The sequence below is a fragment of the Peptacetobacter hominis genome, from assembly GCF_006861675.1.
Lineage (GTDB): Bacteria > Bacillota > Clostridia > Peptostreptococcales > Peptostreptococcaceae > Peptacetobacter > Peptacetobacter hominis.
Window position 1 is genome coordinate 45,765 of record NZ_SGJB01000008.1, and the last position, 14,040, is coordinate 59,804.

A 14,040-nucleotide genomic window follows, 5' to 3' on the forward strand; every position below is an offset into this window, starting at 1 on the left:
TACTATTGATATAGGTTTTTATATTCACTCCAATAAAAAAATAGCCCCTTATTTTCATAAAAGGCTATTTTCTATTTATTATTTATCTCTATTCACTTTTTTCTTCTATAGATTTTCTAAGCATCCAATCTACATCGACGTCCACATCAAGTTTCATCTTAACTATCTGTCTTGGATGAGGAGCTGATTCTATCGGCTCTCCATCTTCATTGTACATCTCAAGTATTTTTGCGTACATAGTCTCTTTATATGGAGCCATTATCTCTATATCTTCACCTACAGACATTTTGTTTCTCTGCTCAACTATTGCAAGTCCAGTTTCCTCGTCATGCCCTCTTACTACACCTATAAAATCGTAGTTTCTTACATAAGAAGCTGACTGATAGTTCTGGTCCTCTGTATCCGGTTTTTTAAGATAGAATCCTGTTGTGAAATGTCTATGACTTCCTTTTTTAAGTTCTTCCATCCACATTGGGTTGAATTTCCAGTTTTCAGGATCTTCATAGTATGCATCTATTGCCATTCTGTATGCTCTTACAACTGTAGCTACATAATATGCGGTCTTCATTCTTCCTTCTATTTTAAGACTCATTATTCCAGATTCTATAAGTTCAGGAATATGTTCTATCATACAAAGGTCTTTTGAGTTGAAGAAGAAAGTTCCTCTTTCATCCTCGTATACAGGGAAATATTCACCTGGTCTTTTTTCTTCCATTAGATAATACTGCCATCTGCATGACTGAGCGCATGATCCCTTGTTTGCTTCTCTTCCTGTCATATAGTTACTTATAAGACATCTTCCTGAGTATGAAATACACATTGCTCCATGCATAAATGCCTCTATATCCATATCTGCTGGAGTTTTTTCTCTTATTTCTTTTATCTCATCAAAAGACATTTCTCTGGCAACTACGACTCTTTTTATACCCTGATTGTACCAGAAGTTTGCACTTTCATAGTTTGTTGTATTCGCCTGTGTACTCAGATGAAGTTCCATATCAGGTACTACTCTTTTTGCAACACTTATAACTCCCGGGTCAGATACTATTATCGCATCTACTCCTATTCTCTGAAGTTCAAGAAGATACGCGTCAAGTTCTTTGAAGTCCTCGTTGTGAGGTATTATATTTACCGTAACATATACTTTTCTATCTCTTTCGTGTGCAAATTTTACACCCTCTGCCATATCTTCTATGCTGAAGTTTTTGGCAGCAGATCTCATTCCGAATACCTCTCCACCTATATATACTGCATCTGCTCCGTATATTATGGCTGTTTTTAATTTCTCTAAATCTCCTGCAGGTGCAAGAAGTTCTGCTCTCTGCTGTTTATTTATCATCTTTTCTTTCTCCCTCCTTATAACTAAGCGCTACCCCATCTCCTATTGGTATAAGCGATGTACTAAGATAGTCGCAACTACATATATAATCCAGATAGTTTCTCATTCTTTTTACTATCGTCTTCTTTCTTCTTACCACAAAATCGTCGTGCGCAACCATTCCTTTGTATAAAATATTGTCAGAAACAACAAGTCCTCCTGTTTTTACCTTGTCTATTACAAGATCGAAGAACAACTGATACTGTCCTTTTGCAGCATCTATAAATACCATATCAAATTCTCCATCCACTGACTTTAATGTTTCCTCTGCATCGCCTTCAAGTATTGTGATGTTATTTTCAAGTCCGGCTCTTTTTATATTTTCCTTTGCCTTTTCTATCATTTTTTCGTTTCTTTCAGTAGTTATTATCTCCACGTCAGGCCCTGCTATACTCGCAAAGAATATAGATGAATAACCTATAGCGCATCCTACCTCAAGAATTCTCTTTGGTTTTGTCAGCTTGAGCATAACCTTAAGAAGGTCGGAAACCTCTTTGTGAATTATTGGAACACTATTTTCCTCGGCATATATCTCAAGCTCTCTCAAAAGTCCATCCTTTTCCTGAAGAGTTTCTCTTATATACTCTTCTACAAGATCATTGACTATATTGCTCATTATATCTCCCTTTCTTTTACAGCAACTGAATTTCGCTGTTATTTTTATAAGACTTATTTATTTTTTTCTCTTTGTTCTTTGTACCGTTTCTCATTTTTTAGATGTTCTTTATATGTTTTTGCATAGTTGTTTCCACCGCCATCTGTTTTTGCTACAAAATACAGATAATCTGTATCCGCCGGCTCAAGAGCTGCCTCTATCGATTCTATAGACGGATTCGCTATAGGAGTAGGTGGAAGTCCTTTGTATTTATATGAATTGTATGGAGATTCTATTTTAAGGTCGTCATAGCTTACAACCTGTTTTCTCTCTCCAAGTGCGTACTGTATTGTAGCATCAGACTGAAGTGCCATATCTATCTTTAATCTATTGTAAAATACACTAGCTATAAGAGGTCTATCTTCATCAAGTACTGCCTCTTTTTCAACTATAGATGCCATTTTTATAACATCATAGAAATCCAGTTTTTTATCTTCCTGTATTTTTCTGTATTTCTCGCTGTACTCTGAATCGAACTTGGCAAGCATTTTTTCTATTATTTCCTGCTCTGTATCGTCTTCATTGCAGTAATAAGTACTTGGATAAAGGAATCCCTCAAGACTTGTTATTTTTTCGTCGTCAAGGAATGAAAACTTATCCCTGAATTTTGAAGGTGATGATATCAGTTCTTTATATACACTTTCCTGACCAAGTCCAAGACCTACAAGAGTATCTATTATTTCCCGGGAAGTTTCTCCTTCCTTCACTGTTACTTTAGGACCCGAATGATAGTTTTTACCGTCGGCTATATCATTTATTATCTCTTCATTTGTATATGCCTGTGTAAAAAGATATTCTCCCGCTTTAAGTTCAGCTCCTCTACCACTTCTTTTCACGTTTAATTTGAATACTGTTTCATTTTTTATAAGTTTTGCATCTTTCAGTATTTCTGCCATCTGATTTAAACTGGCTCCTTTTGGTATTTCTATAATCACTTTTTTTTCTGCATTCACATCATACGGTCCAGACAGATTTGAATATGTGAAATATCCAGCTGCTATAACTACCAATAATACTACTACAGAAACTATCCGTAATTTTCCTTTTTTTCCTGATTTTGAATTATTCATATTAATCTCTCCTGTATAAGTTTAACTTTTTATAGTTTGCTTATCTTATATATTATACGGCTGCTTATGATAAATTTCAAATCATTTTGTGTTATATATAGTTAATTTATATTTTTACCAAATATTTTTTATTTTCTAAAATATCTCTTTGCAAAATAAAAACCCGACCTGACAAGATCGGGAATGTTATAAATATTTATAAATTGTTTTATTATTGCTATTTTCTTGGATGTTTTGTACTCATTTCTTTTCTTATATTTGCATCTATACAGTTTATATAAGACTGTATACTAGCAAGATTGCTGTTTCCAAGAATTCTGTTTACTGTAGCTATATTGGCCCCATGATTTATCATATGTATAGCAAATGAATGTCTAAGCATAGTTGGATTTATATTTTTATTTATATTGGCCTTCTGTGAATATTTTTTAATTATTTTCCACAGTCCCTGTCTTGTAAATCTTTTTCCCAAAGAGCTTACAAACAAAGCGTTTTCTTCATTGTCTGCAAGTTTCGGTCTCGAAATTTCAATATATCTGCTTAGATATATTCTTGTAGTATCTATTATTGGTATAACTCTACTGTGCTTAGGTGTTTTACATATTATATGATCAAGTTCATCTGAAACATCAGATAAATTAAGTTCTACAAGCTCAGATACTTTCATTCCTGTTCCATAAAGAATCTCAAATATCGCCTTGTCCCTTATTCCAAGTTCTGAATTCATATCATCAAACGATAAAAGCTGCTCAACTTCTTTTTCTGTAAGAATTTCCATCTTCTCTTTTTTAACTTTTGGTTTTTTTATATTTCTCGAAGGATCTGTGCCGCTTTTTTTCATAAAAAATAGATAATCATGCAAAGATTTTATCGAAGATGTCATTCTGGCTGCTGTAGAAGCAGATATATTTTCTTTCTCCAATTCTACAAGATAATTAAGTATATCTGCTTCTGTTACATCCTCCAGTGCTATTTTGTTTCTTTCCAGATAATCCGAATATTTTCTAAGATCTGTACCATAAGATGATACTGTATTTGCCGATAGCTTTCTTGTATTTTTTATATACTCTAAATATTCGTTAATAGCTTCCATTTAATACTCCTTTATTCAGTTGTAATCAACAAATAATCAAGCCGGCTATCTATTCGTTCTCTCAGTTATATAATATGCTGCAGTGCTTGCAGAATCAAAAAATTCCTTGTCTTCAGCATATCCTCGCCCCATACTTTTAACTTTAAGTCCATAATGTCCTATATCATCTTCAGCATTGCTGTTTTCCATAAAGACAATGTTGTGTTTTTTGTCTATACCGCTTTTTTCTATCTGTTTTCTTATAGTTTCTTCTTTTTCTCCCCCGTATACAGTAAATACTATATCAGCTTTCTCATTTGCTATTTCTGAAAAAACTGTAATACTGTGATGTGATATTCCTCTATGTCTTTCTCTCATATCAGCAAAACTTATTCTAGGTATTGCCACTGCATTTCCACCAAGTTTTGCAACCGCGTCGATTATATGCCCCTGTTCTATTCCTGTAAATCCGTATTTTGTTCCTGTTCCGGCAATTCCAGGTCCCATGCCAACAAACACTGCATCAGCTTTGACTATTTCCTTTGCTGTTATAAGCGCTGTATATATATTTATACATTCATAATCTCCGCCAAATGCATTGCCTATTGTTATTGTACTATCTATAAGTCCCTTATCCTTTAATGTCGCTACATTAAGGCTGAAATAAATAGGAAGTGCAGCACCATCTGTCATAATATAAACAAGTTTTTTGTCAGGATTGTTCCTTTTGTATGAAGCTGCAAAAGGTGCAAGCATACTATGAAGAGTACCCACTGCAACATACATTCCATCAAGACTTTCAAACTCCTCAAATACATCATGGTATCTGCTTTCATGGTCTTCAACTGAATCGACATTTACCTGCATAGGTGTATATCTAAGTTTCATTATATGTCCATCCTGTTCAAGATCTGATTCAATATTATCCAGATTGACAATTACATAATGATATCCACCTGTTCCCAGCGAAAGTTCAACCGCTGTAGTATTCAGTACAACCTGATCTCCTTCAGATACTTTTCCTGTCATTTTAGGATAGTTATATGCTCTTTGTATATCTCCATTTACATCAACTCTTATATCATCAAGATTTTCATTTTTTCTTCTTACTTCTACTACTCTTCCTATCTTTCTGCTCATCATATGATTTACCTTCCCAATCTGTCTATAAAGTTTAAGACCTTATTGTTTTCAATTATTTTTGTAAGAGAATATTTTTCCGTCAATATATGTATCAGTACAAGGAATATAAGCCACGCTATCTTTACATCATTTGTGTAACCCATAACCATAAGTATTCCTATAGATATTCCAAGTACATTTGAACCTGCGTCTCCCATCATACATCTCGCCTTAAGATCTTCATTAAAATATGCAAGAACATTTGGTACAAGAAGGAATGGTAGAACTTTTACAAATCCGGTAAGAGTTATTATCATAGGTATCATTATTACAAGATATACCTTTATAGCTCTTCCAGGTCTAAGATCCATAAGGTTCATAAGATTTGTTGAAAGTGCTATAACAAGTGTGTTCAGACATAGTTCAAGAAGATTTTCAGAAAAGAATACTGATACAAGTATTCCTATGAATCCACCGAAAAGAGCCTTGAATCCACCTGTTGTAAGTTTTCCTTTGAAAAGACTTTTAAAATGTCCTTTCAGACCACTTACATTTCTGTTTCCTATTATATCGTCCATTATACCTGCAAATGCCATAGAAAAAACAGCTGATACAAATATAAATATATACGCCGCATTTTCTATGCTTCTTACAACAGATGCAAGAAGTATAGCATTTATTGTAAGCATCGGTATAAAAACTATCCCCATACTCACTGGTATCATATCTCCTTTGTAGTTTGGTCTTACTATATCTCCTTCTGTAAGCATCCCCTTAAAAAGAGGTATCATCAGAAATGTAAGAAGAAATCCCAATACGAAAAGTACTGCCATAACAGCATTTCCGTCTATTGCATAAAGTGCCATATATTCCATTATTTAGCACCCCATTCCTTTTTCTTCTGTTTTACTACTTTTTTAATGTGGTAATACTGCTTTCCTCTATGGATAAATCCTTTTAAATCTCTTCCAGTTTCATTGTGTGTCATCTGCACAAGAACTTCTTTTATTCTATATCCCCACTTTAGGATATCTATACTCATTCCTACTTCAACGCCATATCCATAAGGAATTTCATCAAATCTTTCTATTACTTCTCTTTTGAATATTCTCTGTCCTGATATACTTGCATTAAGTTCCACACCTGTCATTTCAAGTACTGAATTTTTGGCAAGACCTTTTACAAATCCCATACCGCCTTTTTTCTTTGCTCTAGGGAACTGTGCGATCGTAACATCTGCTTCATCATCTAAAACAGGTTTTATAAGTTTTATTACTTCAGAAGAACATGAACCAAGATCTGCATCAAGAAATCCTATTATGTCGGCATTTTTTAATGCTTCCTTTATTCCAAAGTTAAGAGCATATCCCTTTCCTCTGTTTCTATCCAATCTGAAAACTTTTACTTTTTCACTTTTTACAGATTTGGCCTCTGATTCTGTATTATCAGAAGATCCATCATCTACAACTATTATCTCGTCTATCTCATCTATACCTATTATACCATTCAGTGTGTTTTTTATTCTTTCACCTTCATTGTATGCAGGTACTATGATACTAGTATAATTATTCATAAAAACCTCCTATTCATCAAAAGGCATTATTGATGCAGCTGTATCTCTTCTTCCGAAATTTCCTACTATATTTTCTTCTGAAAGAAGTGATACAAGTGAATATATACCTGTTTTTTCATTGGTATTATCTACTGTTGCAACTTTTGATGATGCATATTCAGATACATATGAAGTTTTTGAAGATGATGACTCAGCTTCTACAACATATTTATTCTGAGATTTAAGTTTTGATACTATATACTTATCAAGAGCTTCAAACTGTGTCTTTGAATTTTCAGCTTCAGAATCAGTAAGTATTACTGTTGAAGTATATGAAGAATAATTTTCTGAACCTGTAGTAAACTCTATCATTTTAAGATTTTTAAGTGGCTCAAGTTTTTCTTCTGCATCTCCTCTTTTTATACAATCAAATACATATGAAGATACATCTTCAGCTGTTTTCAGATTTTCACCTGTCTCTTTTGCTGCTTTTGCTATTATATTCTTATCTGTAGCTTCTTTGTTGAATACAAGCTCAAACGCAACATTTCCATCATAGTTCATTATTATATTTTTTATGTTGTCCATATTTGAAGTTTTTCCATATGTAGATATAACTCCTATATTTTTTCCTGATAGAGATACTTCTCCCAGCTGCATATCACTTTCATTTACAAAATTTATAAGTTCACTGTATTTTCTCTCTGTTTCAGAAAGAGTTTTCTCTACACCTTCTTTTTCTTCCTTTATACTTCCAAACTCTTTATCAAGCTCACTTATTATTTCTGCCTGCTGTTTGCTGAGTTCTTCATTATTGTTAAGGTTAAATCCTACTATTATACCAACTCCAAGTGCAAGAAATATAGCACCTATTGTTACTACATAGTATTTCATATTTATGTTCATATTTTTCCTCCATAATTCTACATATTAAGCATAAATCTAAGCTTTATCTGCATAATCTGCATAAACTGTTTCATTCCCGGTGAAAGTGATGCAAGTATAAGTACCGGGAAAAGAGCTGTTGCTATAAGCGCCCATATGTATTTTATTTTAAGCTTACTTCTGTAAAGTACGTTTACTCCTTTTGCATCTATAAGCTTTGATCCTATTTTCATTCTTACAAGGAAAGTACTTGCCATACCTTTTCTTCCTTTTTCAAGGAAGTCTATGATATTTGAGTGTGTTCCAAGCGCCACTATTATCTCGGCTTTATACTCATATGCTATAAGCATAGCTATATCCTCGCTTGTTCCCGGAGCTGGAAATACCACAGCATCTAGTCCAAGATCATTTACTCTTTTAAGCCCCGGAGCTCTTCCATCTGTGTAAGCATGTACAACTATTTCCTTTGCAGCCTTAAGAGCCTCATCAGTTACACTGTCCATATCACCAACTACAACATCCGGCTTGTATCCGAATTCCATAAGAGCATCTGCTCCACCGTCAACTCCAACCAGAACCGGCTTCATTTCTTCTATATATGAAGTCATCGCTGCAAGGTCTTCCTTGAAGTCCTGTCCTCTTACTACTATAAGTACATGTCTATCTTTGTAATCTGTTTTTACCTTTGGAATCTCAACTTCTCCAAGTATAAATCCCTTTTCTTTTTTGGCATATTCTATTGTATTGTCTATAAATCTGTCAAGTTCTTCTCCCAGATTTTCATAAGCAGCCTTTATCTGCTGTGCAACCTTTTCTTTTGTGAGTATATCTCCCTGTGCAATAAGTTCTCCATCTCTGTATACTTTTCCATCCTCGACGGTTACAGTTTCTCCCTCTTTAAAGGTTTCAAAAGCATCCTCTCCGATTCTATCTATTATAAGAATATTGTTTTCAGTCAGAATCCCTGGACCTTTATTTGGATATCTCCCACTTATTGAAGGCGCCGCATTTATAACCAGTTTTACTTTTGCTTCTACAAGAGAGTTTGCCGCAACCTCATCTATATCTACATGATTTATTACAGCTATTTCGCCGGCATTTATTCTCTTGGCAAGCTTTTTAGTTTTTCGGTCTACCCTTATAGGTGCCTTAATATTCATATATAACCCTCCAAATTTTTTAAAATCACTACTATTATACCATTACTTCAACCTAAAATAAATATTTTATGATTATATGTGTATACTACTACTATATAAAATAATATATTTTACTATAATTATCCATACAAATTCAAATACAATACAAATAAATAATATATTTGTTCAGATACCAAATATATTTCACATAATAAAACACGCACATAAAAACATATCTCTGTGCGTGTATTTTTAATTTCTAACACTCTCTTCTATTTGAAGTAAGCTGAATAATTTCCCTTGCATGTATAATTGTGGTATCTGTTATATTTTTACCTGATATAAGCCTTGCAATTTCATTTATTCTATCCGGTTCATCAAGTTTTTCTATCGTTGTATATGTTCTCTGCTCATCATTTCTTTTTTCAATCAGATAATGACTATCTGCATTTGCTGCAATCTGAGGAAGATGAGTTATACATATAATCTGTTTTTTGTCTGCTATATCAGAAAGTTTTTCACCTACATTCTGTGCAGCAATACCACTTATGCCGGTATCTATTTCATCAAATACAAGAGTCTCTATATCGTCTGCATCAGCAATTATAGATTTGAATGCAAGCATAAATCTTGAAATTTCTCCGCCTGATGCCACTTTTGATATAGGTTTCAGTTCTTCACCCAGGTTAAATGAAATCATAAACTCCACATTATCTGCACCATCATTTGAATACTGCTTTCTTTCAAACACTGTTTTCATTGTGACATTTTTCATATCCAATGAATTAAGCTCTTTTATAAGTTCATTTTCAAGATTTTCTGCAGCAGTCTTTCTTTTTTCAGTAAGAGCCTCAGCTTTTTTTTCAAGAACAGATTCTATTTCCTGAAGTTTTCCCTTAAGTTCTTCCCTTTTTTCATCTCTGTTAAGAATTTCAGACAATCTTTCAGAAATTCTATCATAATACAAAAATATATCTTTTTCTGTATTTCCATATTTTCTTCTTAGATTATTTATCTCATCTACTCTTGTTTCAAGCTGTTCCAGTTCATATGGTTCAAATTCAGTTTCTTCTCTGCAGTTTCTTATTTCAGAGGAAATATCCTGAAGTTCGTACATTATTCTTTCTGCTCTTTCATATATGGATGATATTTTTTCACTGTACTGACTTACAGAAGATATTTCTGCTACAGCTCTTCCTGCAAGATCTATTGTATTTATATCACCCTCATGAAGTACACCGTATGCCGCACTAAGACTGTTATATATCTTTTCACTGTTTCTGAATATATCTCGCTTAGCTACAAGTTCGTCATACTCTCCTTCTTTAAGTGATGCGGCTTCTATTTCATTTATCTGGAATTTCAGAAGATCTATCTCTCTCTGTATCTCCATTTCATCTTTATTGTCATCAAGTTTCAGAAGTTCTCTTCTGACCTCGGTATATTTTTTATACACATCGGTATACTCGGATTTCTCTTTTTCAACATCACCCGACATATCTACAAATCTCAGATGTGTTTCCGGTCGGAAAATAGCCTGATTGCTGTGCTGTCCATGTACATCCACAAGAAGAGATGCTATTTCTTTGAGAAGCGAGAGTCTTATTGTTCTTCCATTTACTCTGGCTGTACTTTTTCCGTCCCGATATATTATTCTTGTTATTACTATGTTTCCATCATCATATTCTATTTCATTTTCATCAAGGACAGACTTCAGCCTGTCTCCCTCTGAATAAAACACTGCCTCTACAACACCTTTTTCAGTTCCTCTCCTTAAAAAGGATTTATCATACTTGTTACCAAGGCACAATCCTAAAGCATCTATTATTATGGATTTACCGGATCCGGTTTCCCCTGTAAGTATATTTAAACCTTTTTCAAGAGAGATTCTCAGTTCATCGATAAGAGCACAGTTTTTCATATAAAGTTCGAGAATCACCTGAAATCCCCCTTTTTAAAATCTATACGCTCATTTTATGAGACTCTTCCACTATTTTTCTTATTTCTTCAGAGTATGCTTCTCTGTCTATTTCAAATCCTTCATTTGATGTATTAAGATGTATAAGATACTCGATATTTCCCTCTGGTCCTTTTATAGGTGAGAAATCAAGATTTCTTATAGCAAATCCGTTTTCAAGTGCAAAATCAGAAATCATTTCTATTACTTCTATGTGAGTTGAAAGTTCTCTTACAACACCTTTTTTACCTACTTTTTCTCTTCCCGCCTCAAACTGAGGTTTTATAAGTGCAACAATATTTCCTCCGTTTTTCAGAAGATTTTTTGCAACCGGAAGAACCAGTTTAAGAGATATAAAAGATACATCTATTGATGCAAAATCCGGTTCTTCTCCCAGATCTTCCGGCTTTACATTTCTTATATTTGTTCTTTCCATACATACAACTCTATCATCACTTCTAAGCTTCCATGCAAGCTGCCCGTAACCTACATCTATTGAAAATACTTTTTTTGCACCATTCTGAAGCATACAGTCAGTAAATCCACCTGTTGATGCTCCTATATCCATACACACTGCATTCTCAAGAGATAAATCAAATTTTTTCATCGCCTTTTCAAGCTTTAATCCACCTCTACTCACATATGGTATTGGATTTCCTTTTACTTCTATAGATGCTCCATCCTTAATTTCTGTTCCCGGCTTGTCACATCTCTGATTATCAACAAACACAAGTCCAGCCATTATGGCTTTCTTCGCTCTTTCTCTACTTTCAAAATAGCCCTCTTCAACAAGAAGGACATCTATTCTCTTTTTCATATATATTCCTTTCCACAAAATTTATTTTTATTCAATTATACTATCTATCTTTTTTTAATATGCTCAATATTTTTTCAGCAATTTTATCAGAAGATATCCCAGCTACTTTCTGAAGTATATCACAGCTTCCCTGATGTATAAAAACTTCTGGAAGTCCTATATTTACTATTCTTTTCTGTATTCCTTTTTCAGACGCATACTGAAGTATTCTATTTCCAAATCCACCGGATACTATATTATTTTCTACAGTCACAACAGTATCAAACTTTTCAAATACATAATCAATCATTTTTTCATCCAAAGGTTTTAGAAATCTGGCATTTATTACTTCGACATCTATACTATCTTCAGATAAAATCTCTGCTGCTTCAATTGAATTTCCAACCATATCTCCTATAGCGATAATAGCCATATCTTTTCCTTTTTTTATAATTTCAGATTTTCCAATTTCAAGCTTTCCATATTCTCCTGTTTTTAGATAATATGCATTTCCCCTTGGATATCTGATTGCAGAAGGTCCATCTATTTCAGATGAAAGTTCCATCATATTCATAAGTTCTTCTGTATCTTTCGGTGCCATAACAGTTATTCCCGGTATCATATTCAGATACGAAAGGTCAAACGCTCCATGATGTGTCTCACCGTCATTTCCGACAAGTCCTGCTCTATCTATAAGAAAAGTTACATTTTTGCCGGTTATACATACATCGTGCACAATCTGGTCATATGCTCTCTGCAGGAATGAAGAATATACTGCAAAGTATGGTTTCATGCCGTTTTTTGCAAGTCCTGTGGCAAAAGATACTGCATGCTGCTCAGCTATTCCAACATCAAAGTATCTTTCCGGATATTTTTCTCCAAATATATTCATTCCTGTTCCTGAAGGCATAGCAGCTGTTATAGCCGTTATTCTTTTATCTTTATCTGCCATTTCAGTAAGTTTCCTTCCAACCGCTGCTGAAATAGTATCTGACGATGTCTTTTTCACACCATCTCTTATATCAAATGAAGATACACCATGATAAAGATCCGGATGTGCCTCTGCATCTCTATACCCTTTTCCTTTTTTTGTTATTACATGTAGAAGGGTCGGTCCTTTTCTTTTTGATGCATTTTTAAGACAGGCCTCAAGATCTGCTATATTATGTCCATCAATAGGACCATAATATTTTACGCCAAGAGAATCAAAAAAAGCACATTCCTGTGGTACAAAACTGTACATTATACTATCTGTAATTTTTGATGCAGTTTTTGAAATCATATTTCCCGCATTTGTTATATTGAGGAATTTATCTACCTCACCTTTCACTTTATGAACCCTTGAATCTCTTATAAGTCCTGACATATACGTAGACATTCCGCCTACATTTTTATCTATAGACATTTCATTGTCATTAAGTATTACAATCATGTCTTTTTTTATATATCCAAGATGATTAAGAGCTTCCATAGCCATACCACCTGTTATTGAGCCATCGCCGATAACCGCTATAACGGCACCATCTTCACCCTTTATATCCCTTGCGCATGCAAGACCAAGAGCGGTAGATATCGAAGTGGAACTATGTCCTGTATCTATAATATCATGTACACTTTCCTTCTCCTTTGGAAATCCGCTTAGACCATTATACTGTCTAAGTGTGTCAAATTTTTCTTTTCTTCCAGTTATAATTTTATGTACATATGCCTGATGTCCAACATCCCATACAATTTTATCCTTTGGGCTGTCAAATACTCTATGAAGAGCTATTGTAAGCTCAACTACACCAAGATTTGAAGCCAGATGTCCACCTGTTTTTGATACTGATTTTACAAGAAATTTTCTTATATCCTTTGCAAGCCCATCAAGTTCTTCCGGTTTCATGGACTTGATATCTTCAGGTGAATTTATCCTATCAAGGTATCTATACATTTTGTTGCCCCCAATCACATAAACTAAAGCATAAACATAAGTGCTATGACTATTCCTAGAATTGCACCACCGAGAACCTCAAAAGGAGTATGTCCTATCAGTTCCTTCAGTTCCTCATTTTTTATATGTTTTCCATGCTGAATATCATTAAGCATCTGATTAAGTATAGCTGCCTGTTTTCCAACCGCTCTTCTTACACCTGTAGCATCATACATAACTATAAGTGCAAAAACAAGAGATATTGCAAAGTTTGTAGAGTCAAACCCTTCAACTATACCTACTATGGTTGAAAGACTTGCCACAAATGATGTATGTGAACTCGGCATTCCACCTGATGTTGTTATTCTTTTCAAATCAACAAGCTTGTCTCCTGTGAATATTTTTATAACCTGAGCTATAAAACATGCAAATATACTTATAAGAAGTGCTTTATTATTGATAAATTCTATAAGATATTCCATTATAAACACATCCCCTCAGA

13 protein-coding genes are annotated in these 14,040 nt (G+C 33.9%); all 13 read right to left on the reverse strand.

What is annotated here, in order from left to right; genetic code table 11:
• Positions 1 to 88: 88 nt before the first annotated feature.
• The 13 genes from EXD82_RS05470 to EXD82_RS05530 all read right to left on the reverse strand — a co-directional run bounded on the left by EXD82_RS05470 (position 89) and on the right by EXD82_RS05530 (position 14,020).
• The gene (locus tag EXD82_RS05470; RefSeq protein ID WP_142535913.1) at positions 89 to 1,339 is read right to left on the reverse strand and encodes a peptidase U32 family protein; all 1,251 of its coding nucleotides are present in this window, start codon (positions 1,337 to 1,339) and stop codon (positions 89 to 91) included.
• Positions 1,329 to 1,994: an O-methyltransferase gene (locus EXD82_RS05475; RefSeq protein ID WP_142535914.1), complete on the reverse strand. Its 666-nt coding sequence runs from the start codon at positions 1,992 to 1,994 to the stop codon at positions 1,329 to 1,331. The genes EXD82_RS05470 and EXD82_RS05475 overlap by 11 nt, the downstream gene beginning before the upstream one ends.
• Before the next feature lie 53 nt (positions 1,995 to 2,047).
• Positions 2,048 to 3,103: an endolytic transglycosylase MltG gene (gene mltG / locus EXD82_RS05480; RefSeq protein WP_142535915.1), complete on the reverse strand. Its 1,056-nt coding sequence runs from the start codon at positions 3,101 to 3,103 to the stop codon at positions 2,048 to 2,050.
• A gap of 217 nt (positions 3,104 to 3,320) precedes the next feature.
• Positions 3,321 to 4,196 carry a tyrosine-type recombinase/integrase gene (locus EXD82_RS05485; protein ID WP_142535916.1) on the reverse strand — a complete coding sequence of 292 codons (876 nt, stop codon included), beginning with the start codon at positions 4,194 to 4,196 and terminating at the stop codon, positions 3,321 to 3,323.
• A gap of 45 nt (positions 4,197 to 4,241) precedes the next feature.
• Complete coding sequence (locus tag EXD82_RS05490; RefSeq protein WP_142535917.1) at positions 4,242 to 5,318, reverse strand: DUF3866 family protein; 1,077 nt, start codon at positions 5,316 to 5,318, stop codon at positions 4,242 to 4,244.
• Between the two features lie 5 nt (positions 5,319 to 5,323).
• Entirely contained in the window at positions 5,324 to 6,172 is an 849-nt protein-coding gene (locus tag EXD82_RS05495) for a hypothetical protein (protein ID WP_330573716.1), read from the reverse strand.
• Complete coding sequence (locus tag EXD82_RS05500) at positions 6,172 to 6,870, reverse strand: glycosyltransferase family 2 protein (RefSeq protein ID WP_142535918.1); 699 nt, start codon at positions 6,868 to 6,870, stop codon at positions 6,172 to 6,174. Before EXD82_RS05500 ends, EXD82_RS05495 begins: the two co-directional genes overlap by 1 nt.
• A 9-nt stretch (positions 6,871 to 6,879) precedes the next feature.
• Entirely contained in the window at positions 6,880 to 7,755 is an 876-nt protein-coding gene (locus tag EXD82_RS05505) for a copper transporter (RefSeq protein WP_142535919.1), read from the reverse strand.
• Positions 7,756 to 7,772: 17 nt separating this feature from the next.
• Positions 7,773 to 8,894 (reverse strand): putative cytokinetic ring protein SteA, encoded by a 1,122-nt coding sequence (gene steA / locus EXD82_RS05510; protein ID WP_142535920.1) that lies wholly within the window; start codon positions 8,892 to 8,894, stop codon positions 7,773 to 7,775.
• A gap of 238 nt (positions 8,895 to 9,132) precedes the next feature.
• Positions 9,133 to 10,812: a DNA repair protein RecN gene (recN, locus tag EXD82_RS05515; protein WP_281282228.1), complete on the reverse strand. Its 1,680-nt coding sequence runs from the start codon at positions 10,810 to 10,812 to the stop codon at positions 9,133 to 9,135.
• A 22-nt stretch (positions 10,813 to 10,834) separates the two neighbouring features.
• Positions 10,835 to 11,647, reverse strand: a complete 813-nt coding sequence (locus tag EXD82_RS05520; protein WP_142535921.1) for a TlyA family RNA methyltransferase — start codon at positions 11,645 to 11,647, stop codon at positions 10,835 to 10,837.
• 40 nt (positions 11,648 to 11,687) lie between these two features.
• Entirely contained in the window at positions 11,688 to 13,559 is a 1,872-nt protein-coding gene (dxs, locus tag EXD82_RS05525) for a 1-deoxy-D-xylulose-5-phosphate synthase (RefSeq protein ID WP_142535922.1), read from the reverse strand.
• Between the two features lie 23 nt (positions 13,560 to 13,582).
• Positions 13,583 to 14,020 (reverse strand): divergent PAP2 family protein, encoded by a 438-nt coding sequence (locus EXD82_RS05530; protein WP_142535923.1) that lies wholly within the window; start codon positions 14,018 to 14,020, stop codon positions 13,583 to 13,585.
• Positions 14,021 to 14,040 lie beyond the last annotated feature (20 nt).